The following is a 19,438-nucleotide window of genomic DNA, read 5'->3' as shown; positions in this document are numbered from 1 at the left end:
TCAACCACTACATGAACCCGGACGGCCCGTTCGACACCCGACCGGTCACCCAGCCCGTGCTCTGGCTGCCGCAGAACGAGATCGCGAACTCGCCGAGCAACCCGGTCCGGCTGACCCAGGGCCCCTTCGCCGGCCAGCTGGTGTTCGGCGACGTCACGTACGGCGGCCTGCAACGCGCCTACCTGGAGAAGATCAACGGTGAGTACCAGGGTGCGGTGTTCCGCCACACCCAGGGCCTCGAGGCGGGGGTCAGCCGGATCAGCCTCGGTCCGGACGGCGCGATCTACACCGGCGGAATCGGTGCCGGCGGCAACTGGGGTCAGGCGGGCAAGCTCAACTACGGCCTGCAGAAGCTGACCCCCAACGGCGGCAACGCCTTCGACATCCTCGCGATGCGCTCGGTGCAGGGCGGCTTCGAGGTCGAGTACACCCAACCGCTGTCCGCGGCGACCGCCCAGGACCTCGCGACGAAGTACAGGGCGACCCAGTGGCGGTACGTGCCGACGGCGGACTACGGCGGCCCGAAGGTCGACGAGGAGCGGCTGACCGTGGCCTCGGCGACGCTGTCCACCGACCGGCGCAAGGTCACCCTGTCGATCCCCGGCCTGCGGACCGGGCGCGTGGTGCACCTTCACTCGCCGCGGCCGTTCACCGCCGAGAACGGGCAGGCACTGTGGAGCACCGAGGCCTGGTACACGCTCAACTCCACGGTGGGCACGGGCAGCGCCGCCACGGAGTACGAGGCGGAGGTGGCCGGGCTCAGCGGCGGTGCGGCGGTCAACACCGACCACACCGGCTACTCCGGGACGGGGTTCGTCGACGGGTACTGGAACCAGGGCGCCGCGACTACCTTCTCCGTCGACGCCGCGGCGGCCGGGCAGCACAACGTCGGGCTGCGCTACTCCAACGGCCCCAACCCGGTGGCCGGCGCCAAGACCCTGAGCCTGTACGTCGACGGCGCGAAGGTACGGCAGGTTCGCCTGCCCAGCACCGGGAACTGGGACACCTGGTCGTCCTGGACCGAGGTGGTGGCGCTCAACGCCGGCCGCAACACCGTCGCCTACCGGTTCGACGCCGGCGACGGCGGCAACGTCAACCTGGACAAGCTGTCCGTCGTCCCGGTGACGCGAATACCGCTGTTCGACGGAACCAACCTGGACGCCTGGGAGGCCCGCTCCGGCGGCGCGGCGACCTGGCCGGTCTCCGGCGGCTCGATGGAGACGCTCGGCGGGGACATCCGCACCCGGCAGCAGTTCGGTGACGTCAAGCTGCACGTGGAGTGGTTCGAGCCGCAGTACCCGCCGGAGGTGACCGGTCAGGCCCGGGGCAACAGCGGCATCTTCCTGCAGGAGCGCTACGAGATCCAGGTGCTCGACTCCTTCGGCGACACCACCCTCGCCGCCGACGAGGCAGGCGCGATCTACTCGAAGAAGGCACCGGACAGCAACGCGGCCACCGCGCCACGGACCTGGCAGACCTACGACATCACCTTCCGCGCGGCACGGTTCGACAGCGCGGGGGCCAAGGTCGACGACGCCAGGGTGACCGTGGTGTGGAACGGCGTCGTGGTGCACAACAACGTCGCGGTCAACGGGGGAACTGGGGACAACATCCCGGAGGGACCGACACCCGGCGCGATCCGCCTGCAGGACCACGGGGACGCGGGGGAGAACCCGCGGTTCCGCAACATCTGGGTGGAGCCCCTGACCTGACCCACCGGGTCAGGAGGTCACCTCCCGCAGCCGTGCCGCGCCGCCGGACAGCTCGGCGACGTGGTCGGCGAAGCCCGGGTAGCTCGTGGCCACCGCGTCCCAGCCGTGGATCACGGTTGGGCCGGTGGCCGCGAGCCCCGACACCGCGGCGGCCATCGCGATGCGGTGGTCGCCGTGTGAGTGCACCTCACCGCCTCGGCGGTTCGCCGTGCCCTCGATGACCATGCCGTCGGGGGTCTCCTCCGCATGCACGCCGAACGCGCACAACATGGCCACTGTGGACTTGATCCGGTCACTCTCCTTGACCCGCAGCTCCTCGGCGCCGCTGATCACCGTGGTGCCCTCGGCGGCCGCGGCGGCGACCGCGAGCACGGGGATCTCGTCGACAATGCCGGGCACGTCCTCCGCCCCGATGCTGACCGCGGTGAGCGGGCCACTGGTGATCTCGAGTGTCCCGGTTGTCCGGTCGAAGTCGAGCCGACCACCCATCCGCCGCAGCACGTCGACGAACCCGGTGCGCCCGTGTCCGGAGTAGAGGTTGTCCACCCGCACTCGGCTGTCCGGCGCGATGAGCGCCCCGACCGCCCAGAAGGCGGCCTGCGAGGGATCTCCCTGGACGTCCACCTCAGCCGGGGTCAGGGTCGACCGCCGCACCGTCACGGCTGTGCCGTCGACCTCGACGTCCACTCCGAACAGCGCCAGCATCTCCTCGGTGTGCCGGCGGGTGGCCACCGGCTCGACGACCGTCGTGCTGCCGGCCGCGGACAGCCCGGCCAGCATGACCGCGGACTTCACCTGTGCGCTGGCGACAGGGCTCGCGTAGTGGATGCCGCTGAGGTTCCCGCCCCGGATCGACAGCGGCGCGAGCCGTCCGCCCTGCCGGCCGTCGACCGTCGCGCCCATGGACCGCAGCGGGACAGCGACCCGGTCCATCGGCCTGGCCCGCAGGAAGCGGTCGCCGGTGAGCACGGTGTGCATGTCCTGCCCGGCGCAGACGCCCGCGATCAGGCGCATAGCCGTGCCCGAGTTCCCCAGGTCGAGCACGGTCGACGGCTCCTCGCGAAGCCCGCCGAGCACCCTGAGATACCCGTCCTCGTCGGTGAACCGCACCCCGAACTCGGCCAGGGCCTGCCGGGTGCGCCGCACGTCGTCCCCCCGCGAGAGCCCGCGGACTGTGCTCTCCCCCTCGGCGAGCCCGGCGAACAGCAGCGCCCGGTGCGAGATGGACTTGTCGCCCGGCACGCGGATGGCCCCGGCCAGGGCGACCGGTCCGGCCACTCCGACGGTCGTGGCGTCGTCCAACCCCTGCACAGCGATCTCCGTTCGACTCGTCCTCGGCGTTCGGAGGGGATCGTACGGGGACGCCGGCCGGGCGTGCCCTAGCTAGGCGCCGTCCTCGGCCGAGCCGAGCACGCGCATGACCGCGGGGACCTCGTGCAGCTTGTGCTGCTTGCGCTGGCCCATCTCCCGGACGACCCCGTGGATCCGCAGCCGTTTGATCAGGTCGTGGCTGTGCCGCAGGGACACGCCCGACCGCTCGGCGATCAGGGCCTGGTCGGCCACCGGGGTGCCGAGCAGCGCGTTGACCGCCCGCGCCAGCGAGTCGTTGCGCCGGCCAAGCCGGTCGAGGAACTCCTCCCGCAGCTCCTCCACCGTGTCGACGATGTTCAGCTGGGCGCGGCACAGGCGCGCGATGCCCTCGGCGACGAAGGCGATCCAGCCGTCGAGGTCCCCGTCCTCGGCGACCGCGCGGTGCCGGATGTGGTACGGCGCGCTCCGCGGGGCGAGCCAGGGGGAGACCGGCAGGATCTGGTCCCGCAGCGCGCCGGCGCGGATCAGCTCGAGCACCACGTACAGGTTCGCCACCTCCTCGCTGTTGTCCAGCGGAGCGAGCGTGAGGATCTGGTAGGCGCCGAGGGCGAGCTTCGCGATCAGCGGCATGTCGCTCGGGCAGTCGACCCAGGCCACCCACTGTTCCGCGGCCGTACGCAGCTCCGCGCCCGGCGGCACCGCCAGCAGGTAGGCCGAGGACGGCCGCGCGCCGAACCAGCGGTCGGTCGTGCGCCACGGCGGATCCGTCCCGCGCTCGGTACTCGTGCCGCTCGTCGGCAGGCGGGCCGCGGTGCGCCGAAGCAGCATGACGCCGATCGCCTCGCCCGCGCGGGCACGGCGGGCCGCGTCGTCGGCCGCGGCGACGTACTCGGCCACCGCCGGGTCGGTGACCGGCGGGTTCCGCAGGCCACGCAGGTCCTGGAGGAAGACGTCCCGGACGCTGACCTCGGTCCCGTCCGCTCCCCAGGAGCCGGCCAGCTCGCGCCACTGGGTCGCTCGCACCAACGCGCCGCGCTCGGGAAGCCGGGTGGCGGCCTCGTCGAGCCGGCCGAGCATGTGGTCGGCCCGGGCTACCGCCTTCGCGGTCTCGGTTCGGAACTCCACGTCGGAGGGAAGGGGTTTCGGGAGGAAGGCGCCCGCCGCCCGGAGGTGAGCCGGCAGACGTGCCTTCCCGTGGACGGGGAGCCAACGGCCAGTGGTGGTGGGCTTGCTGGTGGCCATGCGGGAAAGGCTCTACGAGCGGACAGAACCGCCGCAACTCTTCCGTCTTTTGTCCCCGGGGCCGCTCGGTGGGCCCATTCCCGTGCGAATGCACGATCATTCCGTATCGGCACCCGGCTCCGGGCGACGTTGCACACTCGGCAAACCACACGGACGGGTGATGTCAAGGGGAAGACCACCCTCCGGACAAACGGGTGAAAAGCGGTTTCAACGTTGGCACAACGTTGTAAAAATGCCTACGCTCGGAGCGTGGCCACGCTCAAGGACGTCGCGGTCCTCGCCGGTGTGTCGGTGAAGACGGTGTCCAACGTGGTCAACGGCTACGCCTTCGTGAAGCCGGAGAACCGTCGCCGGGTCGAGGACGCGTTGTCGGCCACCGGGTACCGGCCCCATCTCGGGGCGCGGAACCTGCGCCGGGGGCGCACCGGATTCCTCGCGTTCGTGGTGCCCGAGCTGAGCATCCCCTACTTCGGCGAGCTCGCCGGGGGCGTCATCGCGGCCGCGCAGCCCTTCGACTGGAGCGTCCTGATCGAGCAGACCCAGGGCGACCGGGAACGGGAGCGCGCCACCCTCGCCTCGCTCGGGCCCCACCTGGTCGACGGTGCCCTGGTCAGCCCGCAGGCGATCGACGCGGCGGACCTGGCGCGGCCCGGGGTGCCGGTCGTCCTGCTCGGTGAGCACCCCCTCGCGCTTCCGCTGGACCACGTCGGCATCGACAACGTCCGCGCCGCGCACACCGCGGTACGCCACCTCGTCGAGCTCGGCCGGCGCCGGATCGCGGTCGTCGGCCAGCACCCGACCAGGGGCACCGCCGCGCAGCGGCTTGCCGGCTACCACCGTGCGCTGGCCGAGGCGGGGCTGCCCCGGGACGAGGCGCTGGTCGCCGAGGCTCTGCGCTACCACCACCGGGACGGCGCGGAGGCAATGTCGGTGCTGCTCGACCTCGCCGAGCCACCGGACGCTGTGTTCTGCTTCAACGACATGCTGGCCCAGGGAGCGATCAGGACGGCGGTCGACCGGGGCCTGCGGGTGCCCGACGACCTCGCGGTCGTCGGGTTCGACAACGCCGAGCACAGCGCGTTCAGCGTGCCCTCGCTGACCACCGTCGCCCCGGACAAGGCGGCGCTGGCCCGGGCGGCCGTCGAGCTGGTGCACCGGCGCACGACCGGCGCGGACTTCCCGCCCCGGGAGGTGCGGATCCCGTTCACCCTCCAGGTCCGGGAGAGCACGGCCGGCCCGAGCCGGCCCACCTGAGCAGCCACGACACTCGAGCACGGCCCAACAGAACAGGCACCAGGAAACCCTGCACCTGGAGCGGACATGCCAGTCGCTATGTCGGGCGGAACGGCTCACCTGAACGCGCGCTCAGCGCGGATCGAGAGAACCCTGCACCAGGAGTCGCCATGTCTGGAAGCTCCAGAACACCGCTCACAAGGATCCTCGGCGCGGCAACGGCACTGCTCGCCGCCGCGACCGCGGTCGTCGCCGTCGCGCCGGCGGCCCAGGCCGCCGAGTGGGTGCCCAAGCAACCCCCGCTGACCACACCCTGGACCGCCCAGGTCTCGCCGCTAAACGCCCTGCCCGAGTACCCGCGCCCGCAGCTGGTGCGCGGGGACTGGTTGAACCTCAACGGGGTCTGGGAGTTCGGCGGTGCCGCGAACCTGGACTCGCCGCCGGTCGGGCAGACCCTGCCCGAGGGCGTGCTCGTGCCCTACCCCATCGAGTCGGCACTGTCCGGGATCCAGCGCCACGAGGACCGGATGTACTACCGGCGCACGTTCACCGTTCCGTCCAGCTGGGACGGCCGACGGGTCAAGCTCAACTTCGGCGCGGTCACCTGGGAGGCCAGGGTCTGGGTGAACGGCACCCGGGTCGGCACCCACACCGGGAGCTTCGACGCCTTCTCCTTCGACATCACCGACGCGCTCCGGCCCGGCGCCAACGAGATCATCGTCGGCGCCTACTCACCGGTCGACGGGAGCACGTTCCCCATCGGCAAGCAGCGCCGCTCGCCCAGCGGCATCTGGTACACCGCCGCCTCCGGCATCTGGCAGACCGTGTGGCTGGAACCCGTTCAGGCAGCGCACATAACCCGGCTGGACACCACGCCCGACGTCGCCGCCGGCGTGCTCGACCTCGTCGTGCAGGGCAGCGCCGGACAGCAGGTGCGTGCCGAGGTGCGCACCGGCAGCACGGTCGTCGGCACGGCCACGGGCACGGTCGGCGCGCACCTGCGGATCCCGGTGCCGAACGCGCGGCTCTGGTCGCCGAGCGACCCGTTCCTCTACGACCTGCGCGTGAGCATGGGCAACGACGTGGTGACCGGCTACTTCGGTATGCGCTCGCTGGGCAAGGCCGTCGTCGGCGGGGTGATGCGCCCGCTGCTGAACGGGAAGTTCGTCTTCCAGCTCGGCACCCTGGACCAGGGCTACTGGCCGGACGGGATCTACACCGCGCCGACCGACGAGGCGTTGCGCTTCGACCTCGAGCGGCAGAAGGCCCTGGGGTTCAACATGGTGCGCAAGCACATCAAGGTTGAGCCGGCCCGGTGGTACTACCACGCCGACCGGCTCGGGCTGATGGTGTGGCAGGACATGCCCTCGCTCGACGCGGTCGACGACGTGCCCGCGCGCGCACATGCGAACTTCGAGTCCGAGCTGCGCCGGATGCTGGACCAGCTCAAGCAGATCACCTCGATCGTGCAGTGGGTGCCGTTCAACGAGGGCTGGGGTGAGTACGACAACCAGCGCATCGTCGACCTGGTGCGCTCGGTGGACGCCACCCGGCCGATCAACCACAACTCGGGCTCCAACTGCTGTGTGTCCGATCCGGAGCCGTCCAACGGGGACGTCGTGGACGACCACGCCTACCAGATGTCCAGCGGCACCAGGACCCCCACCGCGACCAGGTTCGCCGTGCTCGGCGAGTACGGGGGCCTCGGCAGGCGGATGACCGGCCACGAGTGGCAGCCGGGCGCCGGGTTCGCCTACGGCGACCTGTACCCCGACGAGACCTCGCTGACCAACCGCTACGTCGAGATCACCCGCGAGGTCGGCCGCTTCGTCCAGACCCGCGGGCTCTCCGGCTCGGTCTACACCGAGCCCTACGACGTGGAGAACGAGGTGAACGGCTTCTACACCTACGACCGGCGGGTGCTGAAGATGAACGCGGCACGCGTCCTCGAGGTCAACCGACGGGTGCTCGGGCAGGCCGAGGGCACGGAGATCCCGCGCGACGAGCTGGTCTCGCTGCGGGTCACCACCCCGGGCTTCACCACCCGCTACCTGCGCCACCGCGACAGCCTCGCCAGGACCGACACCGATGACGGCACCGACCTGACGAAGCGGGACGCCACCTACTGGGCCAGGCCGGGCCTGGCCAACGCGGCGTGCCTGTCGTTCGAGTCCCGCACCCTGCCCGGGCAGTACCTGCGGCACGCCAACTGGCGGGTGCGCCTGGACGCGAACGACGGCTCGGCCCAGTTCGCCGGGGACGCCACGTTCTGCCCCCGGGCCGGCCGCGGCGCCAGCGCGCTGGAGTCGCAGAACACCCCGGGCGCGTTCCTGCGGCACCACAGCGAGCTGGTCTACCTGGCCAGACAGGGCGGCCCGAACCCGTGGGACACGGCGACGAGCTTCGCCGAGGACACCACGTGGGCGGCGACGATTCCGCTCTGGCGAAGCGGTGCCGACCTGCCGCTGGACCAGGCCCGCTCGTTCCGGGTGACCACCCCGGGCTTCACCGACCGGTATCTGCGCCACCAGGCCGGGCTCGCCCGGACCGACGTGGTCACCGCGTCCAGCGCGGCGCTGCTGAAGAGCGACGCCACCTTCGTCGTGCGGCGCGGCCTCGCCGATCCGTCCTGCTACACCCTGCAGGCCCGCAACACCGGTGAGTACCTGCGGCACGCGGCGTTCCGGGTGCGGCTGTCCGGGGACCAGGGCACCGACCTGTTCCGGCGGGATGCGACGTTCTGCGCCCAGCCGGGCGCGACGGCGGGGACGGTGCGGCTGGCGTCGCTCAACGAGCTGGGCACCAGCATGCGGCACTTCGCCGAGGAGGTGTGGGTGGCCTCCAACGGCGGGGCGCACGCGTACGACAACCCGGCCTCCTACGGGGCCGACACCAGCTGGAGCGTGGACGCGGCCTGGGCGCCGTAGGCGGGCGCCGAGAGGTGGGTGGGCGGCCTCACGGTCAGTGAGGTCGCCCACCTATTTTTCGCCGAGAAGTGGTGGTCAGGACTGGTTGGAGAAGGCCTGGCTGACCGCGTTCGGTCCGTCGAACGACCGGTCGGGCATGGACTCCAGCCCGCGCAGCACGTCCTCGTCCGCACCCTGGGAGCGCGCGTGCTCGACGAGGGCGTCGCGGTCGGCCGGGTAGTCCACACCGGACAGGAACTTCTGCATCTGGATGGGGTTTGGCTGGTTCATCTCGTCCTCCTGCTGACTGCATCCGGTCGGGCCGTGGCTACCCGGCTACAGCGGTCCTATGCCTGTGGAGGAACGGTTCCCGCGACGAGGACCGTTGGCAGAACAGACAGGACGGTCCGGAGTACCCCGAATCAGGGCGGCTATTCCGATCGGGGCCGAGCCGTGGCCGGACCGTGCGGTTACGGTGAGTAGTAGTTGCTACTCTCAGGTTTACCCCTACTTCTCCCGGAAAGCCTGGCCGCGTGACTTCAGGAGGCTTTCCGCACGTTGGGGCGGTGCTGCTCGACCGGGACGGCACGTTGGTGCACGATGTGCCGTACAACGGTGACCCGCGCCGAGTCCAGCCTGTACCGCACGCGCGGGAAGCCCTGGACCTGCTCCGGGGCAAAGGGATTCGCCTCGCGGTGGTGACCAACCAGTCCGGTGTTGCCCGGGGTCTGCTCACCGAGGACCAGGTTCGGGCTGTCCACACGCGCCTGACCGAGCTGCTCGGCCCGTTCGACGACTGGCGTTACTGCCCGCACGGCGCCGAGGACGGGTGCGCCTGTCGCAAGCCCGCGCCGGGGATGCTGCTCGCCGCCTGTGCCGCACTGGGCGTACCCCCGGCCAACGCCGTGATGATCGGCGACATCGGCGCCGACGTCGAGGCGGCGCGGGCCGCCGGGGCGCAGGCGATCATGGTGCCCACCCCCGAGACGCTGCCCGGGGAGGTGGCCACCGCCCCGCTAGTCGCCGACGACCTGCTCTCCGCCGCCCGGCTGGCAGTCGAGCTGCTCCCCGGGGTGGCGGCATGACCCGGCGGGTGCTGGTAGCCCGGTTGGACAGCGACGGCGACGTGCTGCTCGCCGGTCCGGCCCTCCGCGCCGTCGCCGCCGGCCGGCCCGGCGAGCCGACCGAGGTGACGTTGCTCTGCGGCCCGGCCGGTGCGCAGGCTGCCCGGATGCTGCCCGGGGTGGACCACGTCATGGTCTGGGCCTGCCCCTGGATCGTGGCCAACCCCCACCCCGTCGACCCCGCTGACGTGCGGGAGCTCGTCGAGCGGGTGGCGGCCGGCCGGTTCGACCTCGCGGTGGTCCTCACCTCCGCGCACCAGTCCAGCCTTCCGCTCGCCCTGGTGCTGCGGCTGGCGGGGGTGCCGAGGACCGTCGCCATCTCCCACGACTACCCGGGGACGCTGCTCGACGTCCGCCTCCGTCCGGGCACGGACTTCGTCGACGACGCCCCCGAGCCCGAGCGGGCCCTCGCCGTGGTGGCCGCGGCCGGCTACCGGCTGCCCGAGGGTGACGACGGGGCCCTGCGCGTGAACCCTCCGCCCGACGTGTCCCCGATCGTCGGGGAGGGTCCCTACCTCGTGCTGCACCCCGGCGCGACGGTGCCCGCCCGCCGCTGGCCGGCCTGGCGCTGCGCGGAGGCCGTGCGCGCGCTCGCCGCCGAGGGGCACCGTGTGCTGGTCACCGGCGGTCCCGGCGAGCGGGACCTGACCGCCGAGGTGGCCGGGGACGCCGGTGTCGACCTGGGCGGGGCGACCGGGTTCGCCGAGCTCGCCGGGGTGCTCGCCGGCGCGCGGGCCGTGGTCGTCGGCAACACCGGCCCGGCCCACCTCGCGGCGGCCGTCGGTACCCCGGTGGTCTCCCTGTTCTCCCCGGTCGTGCCCGCGCTCCGGTGGGCGCCGTACCGGGTGCCCAGCGTGCTGCTCGGCGACCAGACGGCGCCGTGCCGCGCGACCAGGGCGCGCGACTGTCCCGTACCCGGGCACCCGTGCCTGGCCTCGGTGACCGCGCGGAACGTCATCGACGCCGTCCACGCGCTCACCGGGACGGCCGTGACCGAGAAACCTCGCACCGAGGGGACGCACACATGCGTATAGCCATGATCTCCGAACACGCCAACCCGCTCGCCGTCCTCGGCGAGGTGGATGCCGGCGGGCAGAACCTGCACGTCGCCGAGCTGTCGGCCGCGCTGGTCGACCTCGGCCACGAGGTGACCGTGTACACCCGGCGCGACGCACGCGACCTGCCGGAGTCCGTCCGCGCCCCGCAGGGTTACCGGGTGGTGCACGTGCCGGCCGGACCGGCCGAGCACGTCCCCAAGGACGAGCTGCTCCCGTACATGGCGGAGTTCACGAGGTTCGTGGACCGCGAGTGGCGCCAGTCGCCGCCGGACGTCGTGCACTCGCACTTCTGGATGTCCGGCCTGGTCGCGGTCGTGGCCGGGGGCAACCAGCAGATCCCCGTGGTGCACACCTACCACGCGCTCGGCACGGTCAAGCGCCGCCACCAGGGGCTTGCCGACACCAGCCCGCCCGGTCGGATCCGTACCGAGCGCATGATCGGCCGCAACGCGGCCCAGATCGTCGCGACCTGCACCGACGAAGTGCGGGAGCTGGGCAGGATGGGCGTGCCGGCCACCCGGACGACGGTCGTGCCCTGCGGGGTCGACTGCGAGCACTTCACCCCGGACGGACCCGCCGAGCCGGCCGGGCCGCGCCACCGCGTGGTCAGCGTGGGACGGCTGGTGCCGAGGAAGGGCTTCGCCGACCTCGTCGCGGCACTCCCCGAGGTTCCGGACACCGAGCTGGTCCTGGTCGGCGGCCCGGAGAGCGATCGGCTGGCGGCGCACCCGGAGGCGGTCCGGCTGCGTCAGCTGGCCGCGCGGCTCGGCGTCGCGAACCGGGTGCGGCTGCTCGGCCAGGTGCCGCGCGACCGGATGCCGGCCGTGCTGCGGTCGGCCGACGCCGTGGCGTGTGTGCCCTGGTACGAACCGTTCGGCATCGTTCCGCTCGAGGCCATGGCCTGCGGGGTGCCCGTCGTCGCCAGCGCCGTCGGCGGCCTCATCGACACGGTCGTGGACGGCGTGACCGGCGTGCACGTCCCGCCGCGCTCGCCCGGCGAGCTGGCGACCGCGCTCCGGACGCTGCTGGCCGACCCGGTGCGGTGCTCGCTGCTGGGCGCCGCCGGCCGGGAGCGCGCCGAGTCCCGCTACCCCTGGAGGCAGGTGGCCCTCGCCACCGCGCGCGCCTACGAACAGTGCCGCGCGGTCGCCGAACCCGGCCCGCTCGCGGCTGCGGGGAGCATGTGATGGCCCGCAACCCCGACCGTCTCGACGAACTGACCAGGGCCATCGCGGCGTTGCGCCGCGAGTCCGACCGGATCCGGCAGTGGGGCGCGACGCTCGCCCAGCGGCTGGGCGAAGGCGGTCGGCTGCTCGCGGCCGGCAACGGCGGTTCCGCCGCCGAGGCCCAGCACCTGACCGCCGAGCTGGTGGGCCGCTTCGACCGGGAGCGGGAGCCGTTCTCTGCCGTCGCGCTGCACGCGGACACCTCCAGCCTCACCGCGATCGGCAACGACTACGGCTACGCCGAGGTGTACGCGCGGCAGGTCCTCGCGCACGCCAGGCCCGGAGACGTCCTGGTGCTGCTGTCCACGAGCGGTCGCAGCGAGAACCTGCTGCGGGCCGCGGAAGCCGGCCGGACCCGTGGCGCGACGGTCTGGGCGCTCACCGGTCCGCTGCCCAACCCCCTTGCCGACGCCGCCGACGACGCGATCGCGGTGACCGGCTGCACGGCGACCGTGCAGGAGACGCACCTGGTCTCGGTGCACCTGCTCTGCACGGCGTTCGAGAACGCGCTGGCCGACGAGCACACCCGGAGGGCCTCATGAATCTCGTGGTGATCGGCGACTGCCTGCTGGACATCGACCTCGTCGGGTCGGTCAGCCGGGTCTGCCCCGACGCTCCGGCGCTGGTGGTCGACGAGGAGGTACGCCGGCCGCGCCCCGGCGGCGCAGGCCTGGCCGCCTGGCTGGCCGGTGCCGCCGGTGAGCCGGTCACGCTCGTCACCGCGATCGGTGACGACGAGGAGGGCGAGCTGCTGCGCGCCCAGCTCGGCCGGGTGACCACGGTCGCCGGACCGGCGAACACGCCGACGCCGGTGAAGACCAGGCTGCGGGCCGACGGCCACACCATCGCCCGGATCGACCGGACCAGGACGGGCCGCCCCACGGTCACCGAGGAGATGCTGGCCGCGGTGCGGACCGCCGACGCGATCCTGGTGTCCGACTACGGCCGGGGGCTCACCGCCGACGCCGGGCTCCGGGCCGTGCTCGCCGAGATGGTCGACCGGGTGCCGGTCGTGTGGGACCCCCACCCGCGCGGAACCGAGCCGGTCCGCGGCGTCACCGTCGTCACGCCGAACCTCGACGAGTCCGTGCGCCTCTGCGGCAGTGCGGCCGGAGCGGGCGAGGACCCCGCGACGACAGCGGAACGTGCCGCCGGGCTGCTGCGCGAGCGGTGGGCGCCACACGCGGTCGCGGTCACGCTGGGCAAGCGGGGCGCGCTGCTCACCGACGCCGAGCAGACGCGGCTGGTCCCGGCCCCGTCGGTCACCGCCGCCGACCCGTGTGGTGCTGGGGACCGCTTCGCGGTCGCCGTCGCCGCACGGCTGATGCGCCACGACAGCGTGCCCGCGGCGATCGAGCACGCTGTCGGCGCGGCGGCGGAGTTCGTCGCGCTGGGCGGCGCCGCGGCGGTCACCGGCGGTGCGATCACCCCGGTTCCCGAGCAGGACCGCAGCGGGCTCGCCGAGGCGCAGCGCCTGGTCGAGTCGGTCCGGGCGCGCAACGGCACGGTCGTCGCCACCGGCGGCTGCTTCGACCTGGTGCACGCCGGCCACATCCGCACGCTGACCGCGGCCCGCAGCCTCGGCGACTGCCTGGTGGTCTGCCTGAACTCCGACGACTCGGTGCGCCGGCTCAAGGGCCCCGGGCGGCCGCTGAACGGGCAGGACGACCGGGCAGAGGTACTGCGGGCGCTCGGCTGCGTCGACCAGGTCGTGGTGTTCGAGGAGTCCGGACCGGAAAGGGTGCTCGCCGAGCTGCGGCCCGACGTCTGGGTCAAGGGCGGCGACTACACGCCCGAGTCACTGCCGGAGACGGAGCTGGTGCGCGGCTGGGGAGGTTCGGTCGTCGTGGTGCCCTACCACGACGGTCGGTCGACGACCCGCCTTGCGCGCCTGCTGACCGAGGCCGGCTGAGGAAAGGAGAAGCGAATGTCTGGTCAGGACCAATACCCCGTGCTCGTCTCCGGCGGCTCGAGCGGCCTGGGGGCCGCACTGGTCGCGACGCTGCACAAGAACGGCACCCCGGTCGTGGTGCTCGACAAGCAGGCCCCACCCGGCCCCGCCGACGACTTCCGCCTGGTCGACGTGTCCGACAGCGCCGCCACCGAGCAGGCCGTGCAGGAGCTCGCCGAGCGGTTCGGCGGACTGTCCGGTGTGGTCACCGCCGCCGGGATGGACCGCTGCGGACCCATTACCGGAGTGTCCACAGCGGACTGGGAGCAGGTGGTCAAGGTCAACCTGATGGGGACGGCCGCGGTCATCCGGGCCGCAGTGCCCTACCTGGAGCGCAGCCACGGCCGGATCGTGACGATCGCCTCCACGCTCGGCCTGCGCCCCGCCGGCGACGCCAGCGCCTACTGCGCGGCGAAGTTCGGCGTGGTCGGGATGACCAGGGCGTTGACCATGGAGCTGGCCGGCAAGGTAGGGGTGACCCTGGTTGTCCCCGGCGGCATGCGTACCGCGTTCTTCGACGACCGCACCGATCAGTACAAGCCCGCGGACCGGAACATGCTGAACCCGCCCGAGTACGTCGCCGACAGCATCGTGCACGTGCTCGGCCAGCCCGCCGGGTGCGAGATCCGCGAACTGGTCATCTGCCACGAGCAGGAACCGTCCTGGCCGTGACGAGGGAGGTAGCCGTGCTCACCGAACCGGACATCCGGATCGCCGACTCGTCCGATGCGGACGATGCGGTGACCACAGCGAGGCAGGCGTTCGAGTCCTGGCGTCGCACCCCCGCCGCCGAGCGGGGCGCCGCCCTGCGTGCCGCCGCGGCGGCACTGCGGGCGGCCACCGACGAGCTGGCCGAGATCCACGAGCGGGACACCGGCCGGTCGGCCGCGGAGGCGGCCGAATCCATCGGGGCTGGCGTGTCTACTCTGGAGCAGTACGCCGAGCTGGGCCCGGTGCACCGCGGGCGGACCCTGCACGGCGGCTGGTCGGCGACCGACCTGATGGTGCCGGAGCCCCGCGGTGTCGTTGTCGCGCTGACCCCGTGGAACGACCCGGTCGCGGTGGCCTGTGGCCTGATCGGGGCGGCCCTGGTCACCGGCAACACCGTCGTGCACAAGCCGAGCGAGCGCTGCCCCAGGGTCGGTCTGCGCCTGGGCGAGCTGCTCGGGCAGGCCTTCCCCGACGGCGTGCTGACCACGGTCAGCGGCGGCGCCGAGACCGGCGCGCGGCTGGCCGCCAACCCCGACGTGGACGTGGTCGCCCACGTCGGCGGGGTGGAGACCGGCCGGAGCATCGCGCTGGCCACCGCCCGCACCGGCGCCAAGGCGCTGCTGGAGAACGGCGGCAACGACCCGCTGCTGGTCGACGGCGACGTGGACCCGGTCTGGGCCGCCGAGCAGGCCGCGCTGGGCGCGTTCGCCAACGCCGGCCAGATCTGTGTGTCGGTGGAACGGATCTACGTCCACCGCCGGGTCGCCGCCGAGTTCCAGGAGGCCCTCGTCGCGCAGGCCCGGGAGTGGACCGGGCGGATTCCCCCGCTGGTCGACCGCGCCCACCGGGACAAGGTGCACGCCCATGTGCACGAGGCGATCGAGGCGGGTGCGGAACCGCTGGTAGGTGGGCTGGTGCCGGATGGTCCCGGCTCGCGCTACCCGGCGACCGTGCTCACCGCCTGCACCCCGGAGATGACCGTGATGGCCGAGGAGACCTTCGGCCCGGTCGCGCCGGTGATGGTCGTCGACGACTTCGCCGAGGGGTTGGCGGCCGCGGCGAGCGGCCGGTACGGGCTCGCGGCGACCGTGCTCACCGCCGACATGGCGCATGCCCAGGAGGCCTACCGCGTCTTGCCCGTCGGCACGGTCAAGGTCAACGCCGTGTTCGGCGGCGCTCCCGGTGGGGCCGCCCAGCCGCGGGGGATGAGCGGGTCCGGCTACGGCTACGGACCCGAGCTCCTCGACGAGCTGACGACGACGAAGGTCGTCCATCTCGGCACGCCGGGCGGCCGGGGATGAGCAGGCCGGGCACGACACCGGACGGTCCGGGGGACGAGCGGGTCACCCGGCCCGTCGCCGGGACGACGGTGCCCGGGCCGCGCCTCGCGGGCCGGCGGCCGGCGGTCGGCGCGGGGAAGAACCCGCGGCCGACCCGCCATCCGGCGGCTGATCTCGCCGAGCCGCCGGACTGGGCGGCCATCCGCCGGGTGCTCGTGGTCCGGGCGGACAACCTCGGCGACGTCGTGCTCGCCACCCCGGCACTGCGTGCGCTGCGGCTCGCCGTGCCGCACGTCGCCGTCGACCTGCTCGCCTCGCCGGTCGGGGCCGCCGTCGCGCCGGTCATCCCCGGCCTGCGCGACGTGCTGACCGTCTCGGCCAGCTGGCAGCAGGCGGGGGTGCCGGCGGCCCCGGTCGCCGAGGTCGCGGCGGCGGAACGCGCGTTGGTCGAGCGGGTCGCCGAGCGGGACTACGACGTGATGATCGTGTTCACCTCGCCCACCCAGTCGCCCTGGCCGGTCGCCCACGTCGGCATGCTGGCCGGCATCCCGGTGCGGGCCGTGCACTCCGCGGAGTTCGGCGGCGCGGTGGCGACGCACTGGGTGACGCCGCCACCCCCGGGCACCCACCAGGTCGACCGGTGCCTGCACCTGCTCCACGCGTTGGGCGTGCCGCCGGCGGGCACCGAGCTGGAGCTGGTCCCGCCGGACACCGACCGGGTGCCGGCTGGTCCCTTCGCCCTGCTCGCCCCCGGGGGCTCCGCGCCGAGCAAGCGGTACGCCGCCGACCGGTTCGCCGTCGCCGCGCGGCTGGTCGCCGAGTCCGGGTTCCCGGTCGTCGTCACGGGGTCGGCGAAGGAGGCGCCGCTGGTCGAGGAGGTCGTCACCGGCGCGGGGCACCCCCTGGTGACCGCACTCGGCGAGGTCGACGTACCGGAGCTGGCTGCCGTCGTGGCCGCGGCCGACGTCGTGATCTGCAACAACTCCGGCTGCCTGCACCTCGCCGACGCGGCAAGGACCCCGGTCGTCGTCACCTACGCCGGCACCGAGGCCCGAACCGACATGCCGCCCCGGCACGCACCCGCCGAACTGCTCGACCGCCCCGTCTCCTGCTCGCCCTGCCGGCAGTTCCGCTGCCCCTACCACCACGAGTGCCTCGACATCGACCCCGCCGAGGTCGCCGCCGCGGCCGTTCGGCTGACCGGGAAGGTGGCTGTCCGATGACCGACACCATGCCGCTGCGCCAGGACGGGCTGCCCGAGCTCACCGCCGACCTGCCGGCCCGACTGGCCGAGCTCGCCCCGCGCGTGCTCGTCGTGGGCGACGTGATCCTCGACGAGTGGCTCAGCGGCAGCGCCGACCGGCTCTGCCGTGAGGCGCCGGCTCCGGTCGTCGCGGTCGCCCAGCGCCGGGTCGCCCCCGGTGGGGCGGCGAACACCGCGGTGAACCTGGCCGCGCTCGGCGCCCGCGTGCGGATGGTGTCCGCGGTGGGCGCCGACGACGCGGGCACCGAGCTGCTCGCCGCGCTCCGCCAGTCCGGTGTGGACACCGAACTGGTGGCCGTCGAGCCGGACCGGCGAACCACCACCAAGAGCCGGGTCGTCGCCGACGACCAGGTGCTCGTCCGCCTCGACGACGGCGACCGCGACCAGGCGCCGCTGACCGCGGTGCCGGCCGCGATCGACCGCTTCCTCGCCGCCTGCGCCGAGGCCGACGCCGTGGTGCTGTGCGACTACGGCACCGGTCTGCTGTCCGGGGACGTCCTCGAGCGACTGCTCCCGACTCGTGAGCGCATCCCGCTGCTGGTCGTGGACGCCCATCACCCGCGGCGCTGGGCGCGGTTGCGGCCCGACATCGTCACGCCCAACGCCGAGGAGGCGGCGACCGTGCTGGACACGCCGATCCCGCGCTCGGCGGCCGAGCAGCTGACCTTCCTCGACGAGAACCGCGCCCAGCTGCTCGAGCGCACCGGTGCCCGGGCCGCGGCGGTCACCCTCGACCGGGACGGTGCCGTGCTGCTCGACGGTGACCGGCCGGTCCACCGCACCTGGGCCAGGCCAGCACCGGACAACCACACCGCCGGTGCCGGGGACACCTTCTGCGCGGCGCTCACCGTCGCGCGGTGCGCGGGCCTGCCCGCCGTCGTCGCCGTCGAGCTGGCGCAGGCCGCGGCCGACGTCGTCGTCCACCGCCCGGAGACCGCGGTGTGCTCGGCGACCGATCTCGCCGAGCGGCTCGGTCTCGGGCTGGGCTCGGTGCTCGACCACGACCGGCTCGCCGAGATCGTCGCCGAGCATCGCGCCGCCGGGCGCCGGATCGTGTTCACCAACGGCTGCTTCGACGTGCTGCACCCCGGGCACGTCAACTACCTCAACGAGGCGAAGCGGCTCGGCGACGTGCTGGTCGTCGCGGTGAACTCGGACGCGGGCGTGGCCCGGCTCAAGGGGCCGGACCGGCCGGTGAACGGTGTCGCCGACCGGGCCGCGGTGCTCGCCGGGCTCAGCTGCGTGGACCACCTGACGGTCTTCGACGAGGACACCCCGGCCGCGCTGCTCGCCCGGCTCCGGCCGGAGATCTACGCCAAGGGCGGCGACCACCGCGAGGAGCTGCTCAGCGAGGCGGCCGTGGTGCGCGAGTACGGCGGGCGGGTGCGGATCCTCAGCTACCTGCCCGACCGCTCCACCTCAGCGCTGATCGACCGCATCCGTGGCCGGTGAGCGCGCTCCGGTCGCGGCGAGCACCTCCGCGGTGGCCTCGAGCACGTCGGGCACGGTCAACCGGAGCAGGCCGGCCGACGGCTCGTCGGTGAACGGGTCGCCGACCTGGCCCGCCCACAGCACGCGGTGCTGCTCGCGGTCGGGCGGCGGGCCCCACCGGGCCGGCGAGGTCGGGCCGTACAACACGACCGACGGCGTGCCGTACGCCGTCGCCAGGTGGCCGATCCCCGTGTCGTTGCTGACCAGCAGGCTCGCCCCGGCGACCAGCGCGGCGAGGTCGGAGAGGCCGAGCCGGCCGGCGAGCACCGCCCGCTCCGGCAGCCCGGCCCCGGCCGCGACCCGCTCGGCCAGCGCGCGCTCGGCGTCCGAACCGGTGACCACGACCCGGTACCCGGCCTCGCGAAGGCGCCGCGCCACCGCGGCGAAGCGGTCGGGGGGCCAGCGGCGGGCGCCGAAGGCCGCGCCGGGGTGCACGACGACCGCTTCGGGTGCCGCGCTGGGCACGGCGGGGCGCGTGAGCGCCAGCTCGGTCGGGTCGGCGTCCACCCCGTACCAGGCGAGCAGCCGGCACCAGCGCCGCGCCTCGGGTTGGTCCTCCACCCAGGACGGCCCGGCGAGCTCGGGGAACGCCTCGTGCCGGTGGGCGAACAGCCGCCCCGGCCGGGTGGCCACGAGGTCGGCCGTGCTCTCCGGGCCGGCGCCGTGCAGGTTCACAGCGACCGCGGGATCGGGGTCCGACCAGCGCAGGGCGCCCAGCTCCGGGGTCGGCAACAGCTCGTCGACGACCCCGGTCAGCGCGACCAGCTCCCCGAGCGTCGCGGGTGCGGCCAGCACCATCCGGTCCCGGGGGAAGGCGCGCCGCAGGCCGCGGAGCGCGGGCACCGCGACCAGCAGGTCACCGATCCCGAGGGCCCGCAGGACGAGGAGGTCGGACATGGTCGACAAGTACCCTCCGCCGGCGCGGCTAC

At 73.6% G+C, this 19,438-nt stretch carries 16 protein-coding genes; 12 read left to right on the top strand and 4 right to left on the bottom strand.

What is annotated here, in order from left to right; all coding sequences use genetic code 11:
• Nucleotides 1-1,712, top strand: a 1,712-nt coding sequence (locus BU204_RS32190) for a family 16 glycoside hydrolase (RefSeq protein ID WP_143229902.1), incomplete at its 5' end; no start/stop codon positions are given.
• A 9-nt stretch (nucleotides 1,713-1,721) separates the two neighbouring features.
• Here the strand turns inward: BU204_RS32190 and aroA are convergent.
• On the bottom strand, nucleotides 1,722-3,023 hold the full coding sequence (gene aroA, locus BU204_RS32185) for a 3-phosphoshikimate 1-carboxyvinyltransferase (RefSeq protein WP_198943062.1): 1,302 nt from the start codon (nucleotides 3,021-3,023) through the stop codon (nucleotides 1,722-1,724).
• A gap of 72 nt (nucleotides 3,024-3,095) precedes the next feature.
• On the bottom strand, nucleotides 3,096-4,265 hold the full coding sequence (locus BU204_RS40360; RefSeq protein WP_158073545.1) for a Fic family protein: 1,170 nt from the start codon (nucleotides 4,263-4,265) through the stop codon (nucleotides 3,096-3,098).
• A gap of 249 nt (nucleotides 4,266-4,514) precedes the next feature.
• Here BU204_RS40360 and BU204_RS32175 point away from each other — a divergent pair, with 249 nt between their 5' ends.
• Nucleotides 4,515-5,519, top strand: a complete 1,005-nt coding sequence (locus BU204_RS32175; RefSeq protein WP_075129567.1) for a LacI family DNA-binding transcriptional regulator — start codon at nucleotides 4,515-4,517, stop codon at nucleotides 5,517-5,519.
• A gap of 149 nt (nucleotides 5,520-5,668) precedes the next feature.
• Nucleotides 5,669-8,425 carry an AbfB domain-containing protein gene (locus tag BU204_RS32170; protein WP_075129566.1) on the top strand — a complete coding sequence of 919 codons (2,757 nt, stop codon included), beginning with the start codon at nucleotides 5,669-5,671 and terminating at the stop codon, nucleotides 8,423-8,425.
• A 75-nt stretch (nucleotides 8,426-8,500) separates the two neighbouring features.
• Here BU204_RS32170 and BU204_RS32165 read toward each other — a convergent pair whose 3' ends face one another.
• Nucleotides 8,501-8,695 (bottom strand): DUF2795 domain-containing protein, encoded by a 195-nt coding sequence (locus tag BU204_RS32165; RefSeq protein WP_075129565.1) that lies wholly within the window; start codon nucleotides 8,693-8,695, stop codon nucleotides 8,501-8,503.
• Between the two features lie 275 nt (nucleotides 8,696-8,970).
• On the opposite strand from BU204_RS32165, the gene BU204_RS32160 reads away from it, so the two are divergent.
• The 9 genes from BU204_RS32160 to rfaE2 (BU204_RS32120) are packed head-to-tail and all read left to right on the top strand — an operon-like array spanning nucleotide 8,971 to nucleotide 18,470.
• Nucleotides 8,971-9,489, top strand: coding sequence for a D-glycero-alpha-D-manno-heptose-1,7-bisphosphate 7-phosphatase (locus BU204_RS32160; RefSeq protein ID WP_233160840.1), 519 nt, complete (start codon nucleotides 8,971-8,973; stop codon nucleotides 9,487-9,489).
• Entirely contained in the window at nucleotides 9,486-10,562 is a 1,077-nt protein-coding gene (locus BU204_RS32155) for a glycosyltransferase family 9 protein (RefSeq protein WP_075129563.1), read from the top strand. The genes BU204_RS32160 and BU204_RS32155 overlap by 4 nt, the downstream gene beginning before the upstream one ends.
• Nucleotides 10,553-11,773, top strand: a complete 1,221-nt coding sequence (locus BU204_RS32150; RefSeq protein ID WP_075129562.1) for a glycosyltransferase — start codon at nucleotides 10,553-10,555, stop codon at nucleotides 11,771-11,773. The genes BU204_RS32155 and BU204_RS32150 overlap by 10 nt, the downstream gene beginning before the upstream one ends.
• Nucleotides 11,773-12,354: a D-sedoheptulose-7-phosphate isomerase gene (locus tag BU204_RS32145; RefSeq protein ID WP_075129561.1), complete on the top strand. Its 582-nt coding sequence runs from the start codon at nucleotides 11,773-11,775 to the stop codon at nucleotides 12,352-12,354. Before BU204_RS32150 ends, BU204_RS32145 begins: the two co-directional genes overlap by 1 nt.
• Nucleotides 12,351-13,724 carry a D-glycero-beta-D-manno-heptose 1-phosphate adenylyltransferase gene (rfaE2, locus tag BU204_RS32140; protein WP_075129560.1) on the top strand — a complete coding sequence of 458 codons (1,374 nt, stop codon included), beginning with the start codon at nucleotides 12,351-12,353 and terminating at the stop codon, nucleotides 13,722-13,724. The genes BU204_RS32145 and rfaE2 (BU204_RS32140) overlap by 4 nt, the downstream gene beginning before the upstream one ends.
• Before the next feature lie 15 nt (nucleotides 13,725-13,739).
• A complete protein-coding gene (locus tag BU204_RS32135) occupies nucleotides 13,740-14,435 on the top strand; it encodes an SDR family oxidoreductase (RefSeq protein ID WP_075129559.1) in 696 nt (231 codons plus the stop codon).
• Nucleotides 14,426-15,775: an aldehyde dehydrogenase family protein gene (locus BU204_RS32130; RefSeq protein WP_143229903.1), complete on the top strand. Its 1,350-nt coding sequence runs from the start codon at nucleotides 14,426-14,428 to the stop codon at nucleotides 15,773-15,775. Before BU204_RS32135 ends, BU204_RS32130 begins: the two co-directional genes overlap by 10 nt.
• Nucleotides 15,772-16,977 (top strand): glycosyltransferase family 9 protein, encoded by a 1,206-nt coding sequence (locus BU204_RS32125; RefSeq protein WP_083661819.1) that lies wholly within the window; start codon nucleotides 15,772-15,774, stop codon nucleotides 16,975-16,977. The genes BU204_RS32130 and BU204_RS32125 overlap by 4 nt, the downstream gene beginning before the upstream one ends.
• A complete protein-coding gene (gene rfaE2 / locus BU204_RS32120) occupies nucleotides 16,974-18,470 on the top strand; it encodes a D-glycero-beta-D-manno-heptose 1-phosphate adenylyltransferase (RefSeq protein WP_075129558.1) in 1,497 nt (498 codons plus the stop codon). The genes BU204_RS32125 and rfaE2 (BU204_RS32120) overlap by 4 nt, the downstream gene beginning before the upstream one ends.
• On the opposite strand, the gene BU204_RS32115 is transcribed toward rfaE2 (BU204_RS32120), so the two are convergent.
• Nucleotides 18,438-19,406 carry a glycosyltransferase family 9 protein gene (locus tag BU204_RS32115; protein WP_075129557.1) on the bottom strand — a complete coding sequence of 323 codons (969 nt, stop codon included), beginning with the start codon at nucleotides 19,404-19,406 and terminating at the stop codon, nucleotides 18,438-18,440. The two genes, rfaE2 (BU204_RS32120) and BU204_RS32115, sit on opposite strands and share 33 nt — an antisense overlap.
• Nucleotides 19,407-19,438: the final 32 nt, after the last annotated feature.

The organism is Actinophytocola xanthii, assembly GCF_001921205.1.
Taxonomy (GTDB): domain Bacteria; phylum Actinomycetota; class Actinomycetes; order Mycobacteriales; family Pseudonocardiaceae; genus Actinophytocola; species Actinophytocola xanthii.
The sequence above is the reverse complement of the archived record's forward strand: the minus strand, read 5'-3'. Positions and strand labels throughout refer to the sequence as shown.

What these genes read in the sequence shown, in the direction of transcription:
- BU204_RS40360 (WP_158073545.1), bottom strand. Translation starts at nt 4,265, where the DNA reads ATGGCCACCAGCAAGCCCACCACCACTGGCCGTTGGCTCCCCGTCCAC.
- BU204_RS32170 (WP_075129566.1), top strand. Translation starts at nt 5,669, where the DNA reads ATGTCTGGAAGCTCCAGAACACCGCTCACAAGGATCCTCGGCGCGGCA.
- BU204_RS32165 (WP_075129565.1), bottom strand. Translation starts at nt 8,695, where the DNA reads ATGAACCAGCCAAACCCCATCCAGATGCAGAAGTTCCTGTCCGGTGTG.
- BU204_RS32155 (WP_075129563.1), top strand. Translation starts at nt 9,486, where the DNA reads ATGACCCGGCGGGTGCTGGTAGCCCGGTTGGACAGCGACGGCGACGTG.
- BU204_RS32150 (WP_075129562.1), top strand. Translation starts at nt 10,553, where the DNA reads ATGCGTATAGCCATGATCTCCGAACACGCCAACCCGCTCGCCGTCCTC.
- BU204_RS32145 (WP_075129561.1), top strand. Translation starts at nt 11,773, where the DNA reads ATGGCCCGCAACCCCGACCGTCTCGACGAACTGACCAGGGCCATCGCG.
- rfaE2 (WP_075129560.1), top strand. Translation starts at nt 12,351, where the DNA reads ATGAATCTCGTGGTGATCGGCGACTGCCTGCTGGACATCGACCTCGTC.
- BU204_RS32135 (WP_075129559.1), top strand. Translation starts at nt 13,740, where the DNA reads ATGTCTGGTCAGGACCAATACCCCGTGCTCGTCTCCGGCGGCTCGAGC.
- BU204_RS32125 (WP_083661819.1), top strand. Translation starts at nt 15,772, where the DNA reads ATGAGCAGGCCGGGCACGACACCGGACGGTCCGGGGGACGAGCGGGTC.
- rfaE2 (WP_075129558.1), top strand. Translation starts at nt 16,974, where the DNA reads ATGACCGACACCATGCCGCTGCGCCAGGACGGGCTGCCCGAGCTCACC.
- BU204_RS32115 (WP_075129557.1), bottom strand. Translation starts at nt 19,406, where the DNA reads ATGTCCGACCTCCTCGTCCTGCGGGCCCTCGGGATCGGTGACCTGCTG.